The 16961-nt window shown below is 72.8% G+C and carries 19 protein-coding genes and 1 pseudogene; 8 read left to right on the top strand and 12 right to left on the bottom strand.

The window, feature by feature from the left end; genetic code table 11:
- Positions 1-28: 28 nt before the first annotated feature.
- On the bottom strand, positions 29-646 hold the full coding sequence (locus ACH54P_RS48120; protein ID WP_489910008.1) for a TetR/AcrR family transcriptional regulator: 618 nt from the start codon (positions 644-646) through the stop codon (positions 29-31).
- Between the two features lie 58 nt (positions 647-704).
- Here ACH54P_RS48120 and ACH54P_RS48115 point away from each other — a divergent pair, with 58 nt between their 5' ends.
- Positions 705-1142 carry an SRPBCC family protein gene (locus ACH54P_RS48115; protein ID WP_489910007.1) on the top strand — a complete coding sequence of 146 codons (438 nt, stop codon included), beginning with the start codon at positions 705-707 and terminating at the stop codon, positions 1140-1142.
- A 61-nt stretch (positions 1143-1203) separates the two neighbouring features.
- Here ACH54P_RS48115 and bioB read toward each other — a convergent pair whose 3' ends face one another.
- Positions 1204-2256, bottom strand: coding sequence for a biotin synthase BioB (gene bioB / locus ACH54P_RS48110; RefSeq protein WP_489910006.1), 1053 nt, complete (start codon positions 2254-2256; stop codon positions 1204-1206).
- An 85-nt stretch (positions 2257-2341) separates the two neighbouring features.
- Here bioB and ACH54P_RS48105 point away from each other — a divergent pair, with 85 nt between their 5' ends.
- Positions 2342-2884 (top strand): TetR family transcriptional regulator, encoded by a 543-nt coding sequence (locus tag ACH54P_RS48105; RefSeq protein WP_489910005.1) that lies wholly within the window; start codon positions 2342-2344, stop codon positions 2882-2884.
- Here the strand turns inward: ACH54P_RS48105 and ACH54P_RS48100 are convergent.
- Positions 2856-3773, bottom strand: coding sequence for an NmrA family NAD(P)-binding protein (locus ACH54P_RS48100; protein WP_489910004.1), 918 nt, complete (start codon positions 3771-3773; stop codon positions 2856-2858). The genes ACH54P_RS48105 and ACH54P_RS48100 overlap by 29 nt on opposite strands.
- A gap of 87 nt (positions 3774-3860) precedes the next feature.
- Here ACH54P_RS48100 and ACH54P_RS48095 point away from each other — a divergent pair, with 87 nt between their 5' ends.
- Positions 3861-4493 (top strand): TetR/AcrR family transcriptional regulator, encoded by a 633-nt coding sequence (locus ACH54P_RS48095; RefSeq protein WP_489910003.1) that lies wholly within the window; start codon positions 3861-3863, stop codon positions 4491-4493.
- On the opposite strand, the gene ACH54P_RS48090 is transcribed toward ACH54P_RS48095, so the two are convergent.
- The 4 genes and pseudogenes from ACH54P_RS48090 to ACH54P_RS48075 all read right to left on the bottom strand — a co-directional run bounded on the left by ACH54P_RS48090 (position 4474) and on the right by ACH54P_RS48075 (position 6126).
- Positions 4474-4854, bottom strand: coding sequence for a TetR/AcrR family transcriptional regulator (locus ACH54P_RS48090; protein WP_489910002.1), 381 nt, complete (start codon positions 4852-4854; stop codon positions 4474-4476). The genes ACH54P_RS48095 and ACH54P_RS48090 overlap by 20 nt on opposite strands.
- Before the next feature lie 16 nt (positions 4855-4870).
- Positions 4871-5143: a hypothetical protein gene (locus ACH54P_RS48085; RefSeq protein WP_489910001.1), complete on the bottom strand. Its 273-nt coding sequence runs from the start codon at positions 5141-5143 to the stop codon at positions 4871-4873.
- 98 nt (positions 5144-5241) lie between these two features.
- A pseudogene (locus ACH54P_RS48080) lies at positions 5242-5490 on the bottom strand (MmgE/PrpD family protein); the annotation flags it as partial.
- Between the two features lie 63 nt (positions 5491-5553).
- Complete coding sequence (locus ACH54P_RS48075) at positions 5554-6126, bottom strand: dihydrofolate reductase family protein (protein ID WP_489910000.1); 573 nt, start codon at positions 6124-6126, stop codon at positions 5554-5556.
- Positions 6127-6207: 81 nt separating this feature from the next.
- Between ACH54P_RS48075 and ACH54P_RS48070 the strand changes: the two genes are divergently transcribed.
- Positions 6208-6780, top strand: coding sequence for a TetR/AcrR family transcriptional regulator (locus ACH54P_RS48070; protein WP_489917057.1), 573 nt, complete (start codon positions 6208-6210; stop codon positions 6778-6780).
- Between the two features lie 318 nt (positions 6781-7098).
- Here the strand turns inward: ACH54P_RS48070 and ACH54P_RS48065 are convergent, their stop codons facing one another.
- The 3 genes from ACH54P_RS48065 to ACH54P_RS48055 all read right to left on the bottom strand — a co-directional run bounded on the left by ACH54P_RS48065 (position 7099) and on the right by ACH54P_RS48055 (position 10476).
- The gene (locus tag ACH54P_RS48065) at positions 7099-7857 is read right to left on the bottom strand and encodes an enoyl-CoA hydratase/isomerase family protein (RefSeq protein WP_489909999.1); all 759 of its coding nucleotides are present in this window, start codon (positions 7855-7857) and stop codon (positions 7099-7101) included.
- A complete protein-coding gene (locus tag ACH54P_RS48060) occupies positions 7854-9068 on the bottom strand; it encodes a CaiB/BaiF CoA transferase family protein (protein WP_489909998.1) in 1215 nt (404 codons plus the stop codon). Before ACH54P_RS48060 ends, ACH54P_RS48065 begins: the two co-directional genes overlap by 4 nt.
- A gap of 88 nt (positions 9069-9156) precedes the next feature.
- The gene (locus ACH54P_RS48055; RefSeq protein ID WP_489909997.1) at positions 9157-10476 is read right to left on the bottom strand and encodes an MFS transporter; all 1320 of its coding nucleotides are present in this window, start codon (positions 10474-10476) and stop codon (positions 9157-9159) included.
- Between the two features lie 87 nt (positions 10477-10563).
- Between ACH54P_RS48055 and ACH54P_RS48050 the strand changes: the two genes are divergently transcribed.
- The gene (locus ACH54P_RS48050) at positions 10564-11265 is read left to right on the top strand and encodes a FadR/GntR family transcriptional regulator (RefSeq protein WP_489909996.1); all 702 of its coding nucleotides are present in this window, start codon (positions 10564-10566) and stop codon (positions 11263-11265) included.
- 6 nt (positions 11266-11271) lie between these two features.
- Here ACH54P_RS48050 and ACH54P_RS48045 read toward each other — a convergent pair whose 3' ends face one another.
- Both ACH54P_RS48045 and ACH54P_RS48040 read right to left on the bottom strand, forming a co-directional pair.
- Positions 11272-12009 carry a hypothetical protein gene (locus ACH54P_RS48045; protein ID WP_489909995.1) on the bottom strand — a complete coding sequence of 246 codons (738 nt, stop codon included), beginning with the start codon at positions 12007-12009 and terminating at the stop codon, positions 11272-11274.
- A 21-nt stretch (positions 12010-12030) separates the two neighbouring features.
- Positions 12031-12684, bottom strand: a complete 654-nt coding sequence (locus ACH54P_RS48040; RefSeq protein ID WP_489909994.1) for a type 1 periplasmic-binding domain-containing protein — start codon at positions 12682-12684, stop codon at positions 12031-12033.
- A 161-nt stretch (positions 12685-12845) separates the two neighbouring features.
- Between ACH54P_RS48040 and ACH54P_RS48035 the strand changes: the two genes are divergently transcribed.
- The 3 genes from ACH54P_RS48035 to ACH54P_RS48025 all read left to right on the top strand — a co-directional run bounded on the left by ACH54P_RS48035 (position 12846) and on the right by ACH54P_RS48025 (position 16787).
- A complete protein-coding gene (locus ACH54P_RS48035) occupies positions 12846-14048 on the top strand; it encodes a HupE/UreJ family protein (protein ID WP_489909993.1) in 1203 nt (400 codons plus the stop codon).
- Positions 14049-14171: 123 nt separating this feature from the next.
- On the top strand, positions 14172-15731 hold the full coding sequence (locus ACH54P_RS48030; protein ID WP_489909992.1) for a purple acid phosphatase family protein: 1560 nt from the start codon (positions 14172-14174) through the stop codon (positions 15729-15731).
- Between the two features lie 69 nt (positions 15732-15800).
- A complete protein-coding gene (locus ACH54P_RS48025) occupies positions 15801-16787 on the top strand; it encodes a WxL protein peptidoglycan domain-containing protein (RefSeq protein ID WP_489909991.1) in 987 nt (328 codons plus the stop codon).
- Positions 16788-16961: the final 174 nt, after the last annotated feature.

Raw genomic sequence — 16961 nt, 5'->3', positions numbered from 1 at the left:
TGCGGCCAGGGTCTCAAGGCCGCGCGCGTCACACCACTCCGCGCCGCAGCGCCTCGGCCGCCCGCTCGAGATCGGCCCGGACGGCCCGCGCGACGCCGGTGGCGTTCTTCGCCAGGTGCCGCCGGAGGCTGCGGGCGTGCACGTCCCACAGCCCGGCGATCGCCGTCGCGGTGATCCGGGTCGCGGGGTCGTCGGAGGTCGCGCCGGACCGGGCGGCCAGCGCCTCGGCCGCCACGTCGGTCAGCCGGTCGAGGGCCTCCCGGTTGTGGGCGGCCAGCGCCGGCGTCGACCGGATCAGCTCGCCGAACCGCCGGACGTCGGCCCAGCCGTGGCGGCGCGCCGCCGAGGCGAGGAAGGCGAGCTCCTGCCCGAGCACCTCCAGCGCCGCGTCGAGCGGGGCGGTCGCGGGGTCGGCGAGCCGGGCGCACAGAGCGTCGGCCTGGGCGTCCCAGCGGTCGGCGAGCAGGGCTTCCTTGCTGCGGAAGTGGTTGAAGACGGTCTTCTCCGTGACGCCGCAGGCCCTGGCGACGTCGGCGACGCGGACCGCGTCGAACCCGCGCTCCAGGAACATCCGGGTCGCGGTGTCCGACAGCAGTTCGCGCAGTTCCCGCTTCCGCCGCTCCCGCAGCGACTCGGCATTTGGCACCGCCTCAGCATACAGCCCGAGTACTGTTTACAGTGACTGTAACGAACGGAGGCGTCCCGTGACCGGATTCGAGATCGTCCAGGAGTACCCGCAGCCCCGCCCCCGGGTCTGGCGCGCGCTCACCGACCCGGCCCTGGTCCCCCGCTGGACCTCGACCGGCCGGGGCGGCCGCCCGGAAGGCTTCGCCCCGGAGGTCGGCACGCGGTTCCGGTTCGTCGGCAGACCCGTCCCCGGCTGGGACGGTGTCGTGCGCTGCGAGGTCCTCGCGGCCGACGAGCCGGAGCTGCTGAGCTTCAGCTGGCGCAACCAGGAGACCGACGCGCCCAGCACGGTCCGCTGCCACCTCGAGGAGACCCCGGCGGGCACCCGCCTGACGTACCGGCACACCGGCTTCCGCGGCGTCGGCGGCTTCTTCACGGCCCGGCTGCTGCACCGGGTCCGCCGCCGCATGCTGACCGAAGGCCTGCCCGGCGTCCTCGCGGACACCGACTGGTAGCCCGGCAGCACAGTCGGCGATCCCGGCGGCGTGGTGACGGCGTGCCCGCGGGGAACGGCGTTCACGCGTTGGCCGGATCGGTGGTGCCGGCTCCGCGCGTCCGGATCGACGGCACCGTCCGGCGCTCGTGCGCGCCCGTGCCGAGGACCTCGAACCCGGCGTCGGCGATCATGGCGAGATCGGCCTGCGCGGCCTGCCCTTCACTGGTGAGGTAGTCGCCCAGGAACAAGGAGTTCGCCAGGTGCAGGGCGAGGGGCTGCAGCGAACGCAGGTGCATCTCCCGCCCGCCCGCCACCCGGATCTCCTTCGCCGGGCAGGCCAGCCGGGCCAGCGCGAGGATCCGCAGTGCGCGCGACGGCGTCAGCTCCCAGGTGCCGGCGAGCGGGGTGCCGTCGAACGGCATCAGGAAGTTGACCGGGATCGAGTCGCTGTCCAGGGCGCGCAGGGCGAAGAGGGCGTCGATCAGCTCGTCGTCGCTTTCGCCCATCCCGACGATCAGGCCCGAGCACGGGGACAGCCCCGCCGCCTTCGCCTTTTCGACGGTCGCCACCCGGTCGTCGTACCCGTGGGTCGAGCAGATCTCCCCGTACCGGGACTCGCTCGTGTTGAGGTTGTGGTTGTAGGCGTCGACGCCGGCGTCGCGCAGGCGCTCGGCCTGCCCCTCCCCCAGGATCCCGAGGCAGGCGCACACCTCGACGCCCGCATGCGCCGACTTCACCGCCTCGACGACTCCGGCGACGCGATCGACGTCCCGGTCGCTCGGTCCCCGTCCGCTCGCGACCAGGCAAACGCGGGACGCGCCGCCCTCGATGCCCGCGGTGGCCTGCCGGACGGTCTCCTCGGCCGAGAGCCACGAGTACTTCAGGATCCGCGCCGACGAGCCGAGGCGCTGCGAGCAGTAGCTGCAGTCCTCCGGGCAGAGCCCGGACTTGAGGTTGACGAGGTAGTTGACCTTGACGCGGTTGCCGAAGTGCGCGCGCCGGACCCGGCCGGCCGCGGCGACCAGGCCGAGCACGTCCTCGTCGGGCGTCGCCAGCACCGCTCGCGCGTCGTCGCGCTCCAGGACACCGCCGGCCAGCTGCCGGGAGGCCAGGTCATCGAAGGTTTTGAACACCTGTCAAATCTTAGGTGGGCGCGGCCGGGCCGAGCAAGGCCACGCAGCGGTGCCGGGCACCCTGTCCGGTTGAAACACTGTGCTGGTGAAGGTGACCCGAGCCCAGATCGTCGACCGGGCGTACGACCTGCTTCGCGAACGCGGGCTGGGCAGCCTGTCCATGCGGCGCGTGGCCATGGACCTCGGCGTGCAGCCGGGTGCCCTCTACTACCACGTCGAGAGCAAGCAGGAACTGCTCGCCGTCGTCGCGGCGCGCGTCCTCGAGGAGTTCCCCGCGTCGGCCACGGACCCCCGCGATGCCGCGCGGCAACTCCGCAGGGCGCTGCTCGAGGTCCGCGACGGCGCCGAGGTCGTGTCCTTCGTGCAGGCGTACCGCCCGGACATCCTCGCCCCGACGCAGGCACTGCACCGCCTGTTCGCCGAGCGGCTGGGGTCGCGCCGGGCCGCGTGGGCCGCCCGGACCGTCGTCCACTACGTCCTGGGTTTCGTCGCCGAAGAACAGAACCGGGCCGAACTGGTGCGCGCCGGGATCGTCGACGACGAACCCGGCCGCGCCGCGGAGTCGGCCGAGGCCTTCCTGTTCGGCGTCGACGCGATCCTCAACGGACTCGGGACCCCTGGCGGGTGATCGACGCGGCGCCGGCCGAGAGCAGGGCATCCCGGTTCTGTGCCGCCCATGCGTCCAGGTGGATCGGCGGCCGCCCCAGCAGCTCGCCGACCGTTCCGGTCGTCACCGCGGCATGGTCCATCCGGCCGTCGTGGAGCTGCCGCAGGAACTCCGCTCCGCTCGCCGCGTACGCCGCGTCCATGAAGGTCAGGCTGTCCGACAACGGCGGCAGCCGGTCGGGACTGATCACGTCCACGGCCACCTGGGTCCCGAGCCCACGGCCGAGGGCATCCGCCACGCCGGGACCGTCGAGCAGGTCGGTCGACAGCCAGTACTCCCGGCCGTGGTGGCTGCCGGGTCCTTCGGCGAGCACCTTGGCGGCCACCGCCGCGAGATCGGCGTTGGCGACGAACCCCATCGGCTTGTCCCCGATCGGCCACACCAGGCGCCCGGCTCGCAGCGGCAACGTGGTGACGAGGTTCTCCATGAACATGTGCGGGTGCAGGTGGGTCCAGGCCACGCCGCACCCCTCGATGTACCGCTCGACCAGCTCGTGCCACGCGAAGTGCGGATCGGTGGACTTGCCGTTGCCGAAGACGCCCAGGTGGACGACGTGCCGGACCCCGGCGTCGACCGCCGCGTCGACGATCGTCTTCGCCTGGTGCGTCATCGCCGAGGTGTAGCCGGTCATCAGGAAGAGGCGATCGATTCCGGCGAGCGCGGCCGGGAACGTGCGCGCGTCGTCAAGGTCCAGCTGCACCGCCTCCTTCCCCTGTTCCTTCCAGCGCCGCACCACATCCGACCGGCGCGCCGCACGGACCGGGACGGCGTCCGCGGCCTCCAGCCGGGCCGCCACGGCACCGCCGGTCAGCCCGCTCGCGCCGAGGACCAGCACACGGTTCCCGCTCATCACGCCACTCCTCCGTCGCCATACGACAGCACTTGCTGTCGCATGAACGACAGTGCTCGCTGTTGTAGGCTTTGTCAAGGAGGGCAGATGCGCACCTGGAGCGAGGACAACCCGAAAGCGCTGCTGATGGCGCGCAAGCGAGACGCGATACTGCAGGCGGCGCTGAACGCGTTCCTGACGGAGGGCTATGCCGGCAGCTCGGTGAACCGGATCGCGGCGGCGGCCGGGGTCTCGATCAAGACCCTCTACCGGCACTTCGAGGACAAGGACGACCTGTTCGTGTCCGTGATCCAGGCCGCCTGCGAAACCCCGGACGACGACGCGGAGCCCGCGTGGTTCACCCGGATCCCCCCGCAGGGCCTGGTCGACTGCGGTCGCGAACACCTCCGGCACCTCACGAGGCCCGACCAGCTGGCGTTGTACCGCGTCGTCGCGAAGGAATCGCAGCGCTTCCCGCAGCTGGGCCGGCGTTACCGGCGCGACGTGCAGGGGCACCGGGTCGGCCGCTTCGTCCGGTACCTCGACCGCTGGCCCGCTGAACTCCGCGAGCGCATCACCGACCCGGTCCGCGCCGCGCTGGTCTTTTCCGGCCTGCTGTGCACCGACGCCGTCGAGAACGCCTTGCTCGGCGGCCCCGCCCTCAGCGAAGAAGCGATCGCCGACCGGGCACAGCGCGCGGCCGAAGACTTCCTCGCTCTCCTCAGCGCGAATCGCCTGTGACCGCCGAGGCGATCTCTTCTTCGGTCAGCGTGGCCGCGGTGTGCTCGACCGGGCCGCGAAAGCCGGCCAGCAGGTAGGTGCCCAGGCACTTCTCCGGCGGTGGGGCGTGGGCGCGTTCGCCCAGTTCGACGAGCCGGCCGAAGAACGTGGCCAGCACTTCCCGCACGAGGGCGTCCTTGGTGCCGAACCGCCGGTACAGGGTGGCCGGGCCGACGCCGGCCGCCCGCGCGACGTCTTCCGGACCGGCGCTGGTGCCCCGTTCCGCGAAGACTCGTTCCGCCGCGGCCAGCAGGCGCGCGCGGTTCTCGGCGGCGTCCCGGCGCGGGCCACGGCCGGCCGGGGGCTTCGGTGAGCCGGACACGACGCGCTCCCTCCGGTCAGCTCCGCGGGTCGATGCCGAGCAGCGCGGTCAGGGCGGCCACGCTTTCCTCGGTGTCCAGGTTCCCGGCCACGGTGACGAGCGCGTCCGCACGCTCGCCGTCGACGGGGCCGTGGACATTCGGCCGGAACTTGCCCTCGACCTCCGCCGCGGTGGCCGGGTGCCGGGGATGCCCGCGGAAACCCGCCTGGCGGTGCTCGAGGGTCGTGCCGTCCCGCAGGACGATCTCCACCCGGGCGCTGAACACGGGGTCGCCGTCGGGGATGGGCATCGCGTACGGCTCCACCAGGTCGCCGGCGGCGAGGCCGGCCTGGTGATCGAACCCGCGTGGAGGCGCTTGACCTCGCCACCGCTGCGGTCGTATTCCATGGTGCCGCCGGCGTCGCTCGCCGCGATCCCGAAGGCGTGGGTGAGCTGTCCGGGGCTCAGCCCGAGCACGACCCCGGCGGCCGCCGCGACCCCGCACACGCCCAGCACCTTCGAGCCGTGCCAGCCGGTGGCGACCATCGTGGTGGTGGCGGCTCCGAGCGCGGCCATCACCTGCGTGCCCGCGACCACGGCGGTGATCAGGTGCCGCCCGGGGACACCGTGGCGTTCGGCCAGGGCGAGCGCCGCGGGAACGACGGCCGACGCGGTGTGCCAGCCGAGGGCGGGGGCGTCGTCGTATTCGCTGCTGTGGCCTCACGCGGGGCGGTAAGTGGTGACCGTGCCGCCGTGGCTGAACGTGCGGGTCTCCACCGGGGCGAACGGCCGCGGCCGGAAGGATCCCGTGAACGCGGGGAGACCGTCGCCCGCGACGACCGGGTAGCGCTTGAACACCAGCTCGTCGATCTCCGGCAGCAGTTCTCCCGCGAGCCGCGCGCCGCCGCAGAGCCAGATGTCCGCACCGGGCTCTTCTTTGAGCCGGCGGACGGTGGCCACCGGGTCGGTGACGAGCTCGACCGCGGGGTCGGCGATCTCGCCGAGTGTCGTCGACGCCACGTACTGCCGCAGGTGGGGGTAGGGGCTGGTGATGCCGACGTCGAGCACCACCCGGTAGGTGCCGCGGCCCATGACGACCGTGTCGAACCGCTTGTTCGGCACGCCGTCGAGCCCGATGCGCGGCCGGATGTGGGCCGGCATGGTCTCCGGGAACTCCGCCCGGAGGTACTCGACCATGTCCGGCGCCTCCGCCGGGTAGAAGCCGGCCTCGCCGCCCGGCCCGGCGATGAACCCGTCGATCGAGACGGCGATGCAGTAGACGAGCTTGCGCACGAAACCCCCAGAACACCTCGAACGTAGTACTTTGCCTGTAGTGGTCGAACGTTAACACTACAAGTGGAGTGGTTCCAAGTGATGGCGCGGCGCAATCCCGAACGACGGGCGGCCCTGCTCGACGCGGCGATCGAGGTCCTGGCGGCGGAAGGCGCGCGCGGGCTGACGTTCCGCGCGGTGGACCAGCGGGCCGCGGTGCCCACCGGCACCGCCTCCAACTACTTCTCCGGCCGCGAGGAGATCCTCACCGGCGCGGGCGAGCGCGTCTACGAGCGGCTGGTGCCCGACGATGCGACGCTCGCCGCGCCCTTCGACGGCCCGCGCGACCGCGCCCGCCTCACCGAGCTGATGCACGAACTCCTCGAGCGGGTGGCGGCGTTCCCCACGGGTTTCCTGGCCCTGCTGGAGCTGCGGCTGGAAGCGGCCCGCCGGCCGGAACTTCGCGAGGTGCTCACCAGACGGATCCGCGCGGACCTGGACTTCAACGTGGAGAACCACCTGAAGACGGGCCTTCCCGGCGACGCGACGACGGTCAAGCTGTTGTGGCTGGCCCTGAACTGGCTGATCGTCGAGCGGCTGACGCTGCCCGGTCTGCTCGGCGTCCAGGAGCGCCGCGACCTCGTCGACGCCCTCGTCGAGCGGCTCACTCCGTAGTTGTGGATCACGACGTCGACGAAGCCCGGATTGTCGAAGGACGCGGCCGTCCGGTCGAAGGTCGCCTCTCGAACCGCCGGCCGAAGCCGCGCGGCCAGGGGCGGACGACCCGCGCGCCCCTGGCGGTGAGCCACGGGACGACCTCGTCGCAGGCGTGCACGTCGAACGGGAAGCCGTGCGCCGGGACGACGGGCCATCCGTCGTCCGGACCGTCTTCCGGGTAGCCGATCGCGAGAGTTCCCGCGTCGACAGTCTTCCCATCCGGCTCCCGTTCGGCCGACGCTGGCACAGCGGTGCCGGCGTTCGCGGGTCCCGTGCTCAAGGCGACCCGGTGAACGCCGCCACCGCGGCGCGGAATTCCGGCGGGGACACCGCCGGCGTCGGGCGGTGCGCGGTCGCCGCCCGGACCGGGGCCAGCGCCGCCGACACCGCCTGTTTCGCCGCCAGGACCGCGACGCGCGGCTGCGCGCCGATCGCCGTCACCACCTGGCCGACGGCCGCGTCGAGCTCCTCGTCCGGGAGCGAGCGGTTCACCAGGCCGGCCGCCGCCGCGGCCGGGCCGTCGAGGAGGCGGCCGGTGTAGAGCAGTTCGCGGGCCAGGGCCGGGCCCGCGAGGGTGCTCAGCCGGGCCGCGAAGGCCGGGCTCGCGAGGATGCCGTGCCGGGCGATCGGCATGCCGAGGCGCGCCGAGTCCGCCGTGAACCTCAGATCGGCCGCGAGCGCGAGCTGGCAGCCCGCGCCGGCGGCGACGCCGGTGATCGCCGCGACCACCGGCACGGGACAGCGTTCGACCGCGCGGAACGCCGATTCCATGCGGGCGAACGAATCCTCGACGGCGTCCACGCCGGCCCCGGCCCACTCGGTCAGGTCCGAGCCCGAGCAGAAGGTGCCGCCGCGGCCGCGGAGCACGATCACCCGCACGGCCGGATCGGCGCCGAGCCGGGTGACGACCTCCTCGACCGTGGTCCACGCCGTGCGGGTGAGGGCGTTGCGCCGTCGCCCGGAGCCGAGGGTGACCGTGCCGACCCCGGCGTCCACAGTGGACGCGACGAGCTCCGTGGCGAGGTCGGCGGTCATCGCAGCGCTCCCCGGGACCGGAGGTCGGCGAGCAGCTCGGGACCGGCACCGACGGCGCTGAGGACGTCGTCGGTGTGCTCGCCGTGGCCAGGCGGCGGTGTGCGCACCCGCGGCGGGCTGGCCGAGAGCTTGACCGGCGACCCGACCGTCCGGACGGTCCCGGCGGTCGGGTGCTCGACCTCGGTGACCATGCCGCGGGCGACGACCTGCGGGTGCTCGAGCGCCTCCCCGACGGTGTTGATCGGCCCGACCGGCACCCCGGCCTCGGCCAGCAGCTTCGCCCACTCCTGCGCGGACCGTTCGGCCAGGGCTCCCTCGATCATCGGCAGCAGCTCGCCGCGGTGGCGGACCCGGTCCGGGTTGGTGGCGAACCGCGGGTCCTCGACCAGGTCACCGAGGCCGACGGCGCCGGCGAACCGCCGCCAGAGCCCGTCGTTGCCCGCGGCGACCATCAGGTGGCCGTCGGCGGTCGGGAACGCCTGGTAGGGCACGATCGTCGGGTGCGCCGAGCCGTACCGGCCCGGCGTCACGCCGGTGGCGAAGAACCCCGAGGCGACGTAGGTCAGCCACGAGATCTGGCCGTCCAGCAGCGAAATGTCCACCCACTGGCCCCGGCCGGTGCGCGCCCGCTCGTGCAGGGCGGCCAGAATGCCGACGGTGGCCCACATCCCGGCGGCCAGGTCGGCGCCCGACACGCCGAAGCGGGCCGGGGGGCCGCCCGCTTCGCCGGTCACGCTCATCACCCCGGACAGCGCCTGGGCGATCGCGTCGTACCCGGCCTCGCCGCTCATCGGGCCCGTCTGCCCGTAGCCGGAGATCGACGCGTAGACGACGCGGGGGTTGATCTCGGCGACGTCGTCGTAGCCGAAGCCGAGCCGGGCGGCGGTGCCGGGCCGGAAGTTCTCGACCACGACGTCGGCGGTGGCGGCGAGTTCCCACAGCAGCCTGCGGCAGTCGGCGTCCTTCAGGTCGAGGGCGACCCCGCGCTTGTTGCGGTTGACGCTGAGGAAGTACGCGGCGGTGCCGCCCTGGAACGGCGGGCCCCAGGAGCGGGTGTCGTCGCCGCCGCGGGCGTCCTCGACCTTGATCACGTCCGCGCCGAGGTCGGCCAGCGTCATGGTGCAGAACGGGCCGGACAGGATGCGGGACAGGTCGAGCACGCGCAGGCCACCGAGGGCCCCGGGGTGCTCCGCCCAGGCCGAGCTGGTCATCGACGTCTCCTTATTGGCTAAGTGGCTGAGCCACTTGGAGGAAGGGAAGGCCTCCGCCGTCATCGGGACGACGGAGGCGCGGCGGCGATCAGGCTTTCGCCGACTCCGGCGTGGCCACGACCGTGGCCGGCACGGCGTCCGGGACCCGCCGGGGCATCAGCACGAGCGCGCCCAGCGAGAGCACCGCGCAGCCCACGATGTACCAGCTGATCCCCACGCTGGAGCCGGTGCCCTGCAACAGCGCCGCCGCGATCAGCGGGGCCGGGCCACCGGCGATCACCGAGGCGAGCTGGTAGCCGAGCCCGGCGCCGCTGTAGCGGACGTTCGTGCCGAAGCTTTCGGCGATCAGCGCCGCCTGCGGGCCGTACTGGATGTCGTGGACCAGCAGGGAAACGACGATCGCCAGCAGGGCCATGCCCGACGACCGGGTGTCCAGCAGGGCGAAGTAGGGGAACGCGTAGAGCCCGGTGCAGACGATCCCGACGCCGTAGACGAGCCGGCGGCCGAAGCGGTCGGACAGGTGCCCGAACAGCGGCACGCTGACCAGGCCGACGGCCGCCGCGATCAGGGTGTCGTCGAGCAGCTCGCCGCGGGGCATCCCGAGCTCCTTGGTGCCGTAGGTGAGCACGAAGGTGATGAACAGGTAGAACGGCGCCTGCTCGGAGAGCCGGACGAACGCCGAGGTCAGGATTTCGCGCGGGTGCTTGCGGATGGCCGTCCACACCGGACGGCGTTCGACCGCGCGGGTCACCTTCACGGCGGCGAAGTCCGGGCTCTCCACCACCTTCAGCCGGACCCAGAGCCCGATGCCGATCAGCACGACACTGGCGAGGAAGGGTACGCGCCAGCCCCACGCTTCGAACTCCGCGCCGCTGACCGACGTGCAGAGCTTGACCATCGCGGTCGACAGGAGCAGGCCGAGCGGGACGCCCAGCTGCGGGAGGCTCGCCATCAGCCCGCGGCGCTTCGCGCTCCCCCACTCCATCGACATCAGCACCGAGCCGCCCCACTCGCCGCCGACCCCGATGCCCTGCACGACCCGCAGCACGGTGAGCAGGATCGGCGCGGCGACGCCGAGCGCGGCGAAGCCGGGCAGCAGGCCGATGGCGACGGTGGCGAAGCCCATCAGCAGCAGCGTCGTCACCAGGGTGGCCTTGCGGCCGATCCGGTCGCCGAAGTGACCGAAGATCGCCGCGCCGACCGGGCGGGCGGCGAACCCGACGAACAGCGTGCTGAACGACTCCAGCACGCCCGCGCTCGCCGAGCTGCCGGGGAAGAACAGCTTCGGGAAGACCAGGGCGGCGATCGTGCCGTAGAGGAAGAAGTCGTACCACTCGATGGTCGTGCCGACGGTGCTGGCGATGACGGCGCGCCTGCGGTGCACGCGGTCGGGGGCGGGTCGCGACATGAAAGCCTCCATTGGCTCAGCCACTTAGCCACTAGGTCAGTGATCCGGCACACTGCTAGACTGACGGCCGTCTGTCAAGGGGGTCGTGTGTCCGATTCGCTCCGTCCGGTAACCCGTCCGCGGCTGTACGAGCAGGTGATGGCCCAGCTGCGCGAGCACGTGGAAGGCGCCGGCCTCAAGGCGGGCGACCGGCTGCCGTCCGAGCGGGACCTGGCCGAACGGCTGCAGGTCAGCCGCGCCTCGATCAAGCAGGCGATCGTCGTGCTCGAGGTACAGGGGCTGGTCGAAAGCCACCACGGCGGCGGCGTCTATCTCCGCACGGACACGCTGAACCCCGAGCCGGTCGCGGCGCTGGTCGACCGGCGCCGCCGCCTCCCGGACGTGCTCGACGCGCGCGAAGCGATCGAAACGAAGCTCGCCGAGCTCGCCGCTCTGCGCCGCACCGACGAGGACCTGGCCGAGATCGACGCCGCCCTCGACGCCATGCGCACCGAAATCGACGCGGGCGAACGCGGCGAGGACGGCGACCGCCGGTTCCACGCCGCGATCACCGCGGCCGCGCACAGCGCGCTGCTCGCGGAGTTCATGAAGGAGATCCGCGCGGGTGTCGCCGAGAGCCGGCACGAATCCCTGCAGCAACCGGACCGGCCGCCCCGCTCCCTGACCCAGCACCGCCGGATCGCCGACGCCGTCCGGGCGCGGGACGCCGCCGCGGCCGCCGCGGCGATGAAGGAGCACCTGGAAACGGTGAGCCGGGTGCGCCTGCTCAGCTGGAACCCCGACGCCTGAGCCGGCTCAGCTCGGCGCCGGCCGGCCGTAGGAGCCGGGCCGGCCTCGCCGCTCCCACCAGTCCCAGGCGTAGCCGGGGTACACCCACGGGCTGTCTTCGCCCCGCTCCAGGCAGCCGTAGGCGATCAGGGCGTCCCGGGCCGTCTTGCACTCCGGGTGCCTTGCGGCAAACGCTTCCACCGCCGGTTTCGCGCCCATCGTCCAGGCGCGGACCGGCGTCACGGGGTCGTCCGGGTACCACCAGGCGAACCAGTCGTCCTCGCCCCACAGCAGGTCGGTGACCCAGCGGAACGCGAGCCGGACGACGCCGCCTTCGGCCGCCGGGCCGCGCGCCGCGTCGAGCCGCGCCAGCCACGGCCGCAGGTTGTCGGAGGCGCACGCCAGGCCGCCGAGCAGCCGCACCAGCTCGCCGGACGGCTCGTTTTCCAGCACCTCCAGCAGGACGGCGGTCAACGCGGTTTCGGTGTCCCGTCGCTCGCCGGCGGGCCAGCTCGCGAGGTCGGCGTACGCCGGGCCGAGCCCGCGCAGCAGCAGGGCGCGGTCGCCTTCCCCGGCACGCAGCAAGGTGGCCAGGCGGGGCGCGAACCGGCGGAACAGGAACCGCCACTGCTGCGCCGACCAGTGGTCCCCGGCGTCGGACAGGGCCGAGGCGACGAGCCGGCCGGGCACGGCCGCGGGCTCGCCGGCGAGCAGCGTCAGCTCGCCGGCGGAGTAGCAGCGGGTGCAGCCGTCCGAAAGGTCCACTCCCCCATCATCGCAAGGTCCTCAGCGGAGCCGGATCACGATGCCGGTCAGTCCGTTGAGGACACTCGCCACGCCGGCGCGGACGGCCGCCGCCGCGCGGGCCGGGGTGAACGACGCCGGGTCGTAGCCCGTGGACGTGCCGAGTCCCTCGCCGCGGAACGAAGCGCCCGGCCAGCCGGCCGCGGTGACGTTCGCGGTCGGCTCGGCGAGCTCGGCCCCGAGCACGAGGAACTGCCGGTCGAGGTGGTTGGCCGTGACCAGGGCCAGCGCGTCGACGAGGTCCTGGCCGGCGGTGATGATCAGGTCGGGCGCCAGCCGCACGGCCTCGCCGATGCTTTCGGGGAACCGGCCGGGGTCCGCGGCGGTGACGGTCTTGAGGCTCACCCGCTCCTGCTCGGCCCAGCTCGTCACCGCGGCCACGAGCGTCCGGGTCGGCGCGTCGTCCCCGGCGGTGAGCAGCACCACCCGGTAGCCCGGCGACGGCCGGACCCCGTCCCAGGACCCGGGGCTCGGCGTGATCGTCGCTTCCGGGGTCGGCGACGTGGTGACGAACCCGGGGCCGAGGACACCCACCGCGCTGGGCGCCGGGTGGGGCGCGGACCAGTCGCCGGGAGAGCCGCACCCGGCGGCCAGGACGGCGATCGCGGCCAGGGTGCCGGCAGCCCGGAAGCGCACGCTGATGGTCCTTTCGAGACGCGGAAGTCGTCCCCTTCCTACCCGATCGCGAGCCGCGTGCGACGTCCGTCGGCATCCGGTCGCCGGGTGTTCGCCCGCGGTCCCCCCGCCGTTCGCCTGGCGCCAGCAGGCTGCGGGTCGCACCGCAGAAAGAGGAACCCATGCCGGTCGCCCGCCGACTTCTCGTCCCCGCCTTCGTCGTCGCCGCGTGCGCGACCCTGGCCGCCTTGCCGGGCGCCGCCCCCGCCTCCGCCCACGGCTTCTCGAGCACCGTGTACGCCGACCTGACCGCACCCGAACGGGGACACGTCCGCGCCTCGCTGGGCCTCGAGTACGACCTGCTCGTCGTCTCGGCCGCCGACGCCGGGCGCGACGATCCGCTGTTCCGGCAGGGCACCGCCGCGTTCGACGCCCGGGACGCGGCCGCCCAGTCCGCCGCCTTGCAGGCGCACGCGACCTCGGTCGCCGGGTACGTGACCGAGCGGTTCCGCGTCACCGCCGACGGCCGGCCCTGCACGCCGGCGCAGGACGGCGGTTTCGCGATCGAGCAGCGCGAGGGCGTGCCGTACGCGCGGATGGTCCTCGACTTCCGGTGCCCGGACGCCGAGGCGCACGAGGTGTCCGGTGCGCTGTTCCCGGACTCCGAGCAGTACGTCCGCGACACGAAGACGATCGTCACCTACGCCCTCGACCTGACTTCCGGCAGCGCCGCGCTCGACGCGCGGCAGCCGTCGATCTCCACCAGGCAGGCCTGGACCACCCGGTTCGGGGAGTTCTTCCGGCTCGGCGCGGAGCACCTGCTCACCGGGCTCGACCACATCCTGTTCCTGCTGGCGCTCATCGCGGGGTCGCGCCGCCTGCGCGAGATCGTGCTCGCGGCGACGACGTTCACCCTCGCCCACTCGGTGACCTTCGTGCTGGCCGCGCTCGGGCTCGTGCACGTGCCCGCCGCGGTCATCGAGCCGCTCATCGCGCTGTCGATCGCCGTCGTCGCGGCGTGGCCGCTGGTCCGGCTGTGGCGGGGCACGGCCGGTCTCGACGCCGGCGACGGCCACTTCAGCCTGGACCGGGCGGGCTGGATCCGGCTCGGCGTCGTGTTCTGCTTCGGTCTCGCCCACGGACTCGGGTTCGCCTCGGCGCTGGGCATCGACGCCGCGTGGTCGTGGACGCTGCTGTGGTCGCTGCTCGTCTTCAACCTCGGCATCGAGGCCGTGCAGCTGGCGCTCATCGCGCTGGTGTTCCCGTTGCTCGTCCTGCTGCGCCGCCGGTCCCCCGGCGCGCCGCGCTGGACGACCGGGGCGATCGCCGCGGCGGTGTCGGTGATCGGCCTGACCTGGTTCGTGCAGCGCGTTTCCGGGATGTGACCCGCGAGTTCTTCCGGCGGACGCAACCGGCGCGCCCGGCTTCGTTCACCTGCCCCACATCGGGGCCGTAAACGCTCTCCCCCGGTCATCTCCACCCCTCTGACCTGAAACGGACTCAACTCGATGAAGTTCCTCAGATCGATCGCGGCCGCGGCACCCGCCTCGCGCCGCGTCGCTCGCGGTCTCACCGCGGCGGCACTGGGCGTCGCCGTGGCGTTCGGCACCGGCCCGGTCACGGCGGCCGCCGCCGACGAGCCCGTCAAACTGTCCGGCATCGTCCTCGGTGTCGGCGCCCAGGAGTCCCAGCGCGTCGTGAGCTGGTACTCCTCCTCGAACACCGCCCAGGTCGTGCAGGTCGCGCCGGCCGACCGCGTCAAGGGCGGCAAGTTCCCGCCGAACGCGCAGACGTTCCCCGCCACCGTCACCGCGAACAGCGTCAACGGCGGCTTCAACGCGCACGCCACGATCGACGGCCTCCGTCAACGCACCGGCTACGCCTACCGCGTCGGTGCCGGCGGCAGCTGGTCCCCCGTGTATGCGTTCAAGACCCAGGACTTCCGCGGCGACTTCGACTTCCTGTTCTTCGGCGACCCGCAGATCGGCTCGTCGGGCAACGTGGCCAAGGACGGGGCCGGCTGGGCCGACACGCTGAACGTCGCCCTCGGCGCCAACCCGGACGCCGAGCTGCTCGTCTCGGGCGGCGACCAGGTCGAGACCGCGAACACCGAAACGCAGTGGGACGCGTTCCTCGCGCCCGACAAGCTGCGGCAGTACCCGTGGGCCGCGACCATCGGCAACCACGACGTCGGCGGCAAGGCCTACGAGCAGCACTTCTGGACGCCGAACACCGACCGCTCGTCGGCGTACTACAACGGCGACCCGACCGTCCGCTCCGGCGGCGACTACTGGTTCCGCTACAAGGACGTGCTGTTCATCGACCTGAACAGCAACGCCTACGCCACCGGCTCCGACGAGGCGCACATCGGGTACGTCACCGACGTCGTCAAGAAGGAGGGCCGCAAGGCGAAGTACACCGTGCTGGTCTACCACCACTCGATCTACTCGCCGGCCGACCACGCCAACGACAAGGACAACCAGCAGCGCCGCCAGGACTTCCCGACGGCGTTCTCGAACCTGGGAGTCGACCTGGTGCTGCAGGGGCACGACCACAGCTACTCCCGCAGCTACGTGATCAAGAACGGCCAGAAGGCGAACCCGGCCGAGCAGCCGGGTGCCACCCAGGTCACCCAGGGTCCCGGCGGCGTCGTCTACGTGACGGCGAACTCCGCGTCGGGCTCGAAGTACTACGACCTGACCGAGCCGGACACCGGCCAGGACCCGAACTACGGGCCCGACCCGCTGAACCCGGACAACCACTGGGCCAACTCGGTGGAGAACCAGGAGCACGTCCGCACGTACGTCAAGGTCGGCGTCCGTGACGACAAGCTCGTGGTGCAGAACCTCCGCAGCGGCACCTGCGCCGCCCCGAACGCGGCGGTCGAGCTGGGCAAGGTCTCGTGGTGCGGGCCGGACAGCGGCGCCACCCCGGCCCAGCCGGTCGGCTCTGCTGTGGACAAGGTGGTCATCCACCCGTACGGCGGCCACGGCCACACGCCGCCGGGCAAGCCGTGCTGGCTCGAGCAGCCGGCCGTGGGCGGTCGCACCCTCACCGCACTGAACTGACCCTCCTTCCGGTTCCGCGGGGTGGGCTTGCTCCACCCCGCGGAACCCCCTTTCCGGACTGGACGCCCCATGCACGCCATCCCCCGCGCGACCCTGCTGTTCGCCTTCGCCTTCGCCCTCGTTTTCCCTTTCGCCGGTCCCGCCGCCGCCCAGGACGAGGTGCCGTGGACGGTGACGACGGCGGACGGCGACTTCGGCGCCGACCGGGACAACTACAGCTACACGGCGAACCCGGGCGACCACCTCGACGACGGCGTGCGGATCGCCAACCACGGAACGGCCCCGCTCGAGCTGGCGGTGTACAGCGCGGACGCGTTCACGACGGCCGCCGGCCGGCTCGACCTGCTGGCCAGGGACAAGCCGTCGACGGGCGTGGGTGCGTGGGTCCACCCGGCGCAGGACCACGTGACCGTCCAACCCGGACAGACAACGGAGGTGCCGTTTTCGCTGACGGTCCCACCCGGCGCCCCGGCCGGCGACCACGTGGGAGGCATCCTCACCGCGGTGACGCAGGGCAACACCGAGCGCCGCCTCGGCATCCGGATCCACCTCCGCGTCGGCGCCGACCTCCATCCGAGCCTGTCGGCCGACACCCCGGAGGTGGCCTACACGGGCACGCCGAACCCGTTCGGCACAGGCGAGGCGACGGTGAGGTACACGATCCACAACACGGGCAACGCGGTTGTCGCGGCCCGCCAGTCGGTGGTCGTTTCGGGGCCGTTCGGGAGTCGGAAAGTGCCGGCCGGGCAGATCCCGGATTCGCCGCAGCTCCTCCCCGGTGAGCGGTGGAGTGTCTCGGTGCCGGTGCCGGGGGTGACACCGGCGTTGTACCTGCAGGCGACGGTGACGCTGGTTCCGTTGCTCACGGACGCGGCGGGCTCGACAACGCCGTTGGGGGCAGCGGAGACGACGACGTACTCGTGGGCGGTGCCTTGGACTTTGGTGGGGTTGCTCTTGCTTTTTGCGGGGGTGGTTGCCGGGTTGATCGTTTCCCGGCGCCGGCGGCGGAGGAAAGTTGAGCCGGAGTCGGCCGAACGGGTCGAGGTGACGGTTTAGCCGGGTTGGCCTGCGCGGCTGACCTTGGGGCGACGATCGTGTCGATCATCGGGTTGCTCAACGAACCGTCCCGAGCCGCCGCACCGGTGGCGGGCGCGACGGCGGCGATGGGTGTGCCGTCCAGGTTCCGGCCGGGATTCAACGCCCGCGCCCGTTTCACCATAACTTCAGCGG

The organism is Amycolatopsis sp. N2S4-7 (genome assembly GCF_058119595.1).
This window is presented reverse-complemented; position numbering and strand designations above follow the sequence as displayed.

Excerpts from the sequence above, each read along its gene's own strand:
- ACH54P_RS48100 (WP_489910004.1), bottom strand. The coding sequence starts at position 3,773 with ATGAGCGGGAACCGTGTGCTGGTCCTCGGCGCGAGCGGGCTGACCGGC.
- ACH54P_RS48095 (WP_489910003.1), top strand. The coding sequence starts at position 3,861 with ATGCGCACCTGGAGCGAGGACAACCCGAAAGCGCTGCTGATGGCGCGC.
- ACH54P_RS48085 (WP_489910001.1), bottom strand. The coding sequence starts at position 5,143 with ATGCCCATCCCCGACGGCGACCCCGTGTTCAGCGCCCGGGTGGAGATC.
- ACH54P_RS48070 (WP_489917057.1), top strand. The coding sequence starts at position 6,208 with ATGGCGCGGCGCAATCCCGAACGACGGGCGGCCCTGCTCGACGCGGCG.
- ACH54P_RS48065 (WP_489909999.1), bottom strand. The coding sequence starts at position 7,857 with ATGACCGCCGACCTCGCCACGGAGCTCGTCGCGTCCACTGTGGACGCC.
- ACH54P_RS48060 (WP_489909998.1), bottom strand. The coding sequence starts at position 9,068 with ATGACCAGCTCGGCCTGGGCGGAGCACCCCGGGGCCCTCGGTGGCCTG.
- ACH54P_RS48055 (WP_489909997.1), bottom strand. The coding sequence starts at position 10,476 with ATGTCGCGACCCGCCCCCGACCGCGTGCACCGCAGGCGCGCCGTCATC.
- ACH54P_RS48035 (WP_489909993.1), top strand. The coding sequence starts at position 12,846 with ATGCCGGTCGCCCGCCGACTTCTCGTCCCCGCCTTCGTCGTCGCCGCG.
- ACH54P_RS48030 (WP_489909992.1), top strand. The coding sequence starts at position 14,172 with ATGAAGTTCCTCAGATCGATCGCGGCCGCGGCACCCGCCTCGCGCCGC.
- ACH54P_RS48025 (WP_489909991.1), top strand. The coding sequence starts at position 15,801 with ATGCACGCCATCCCCCGCGCGACCCTGCTGTTCGCCTTCGCCTTCGCC.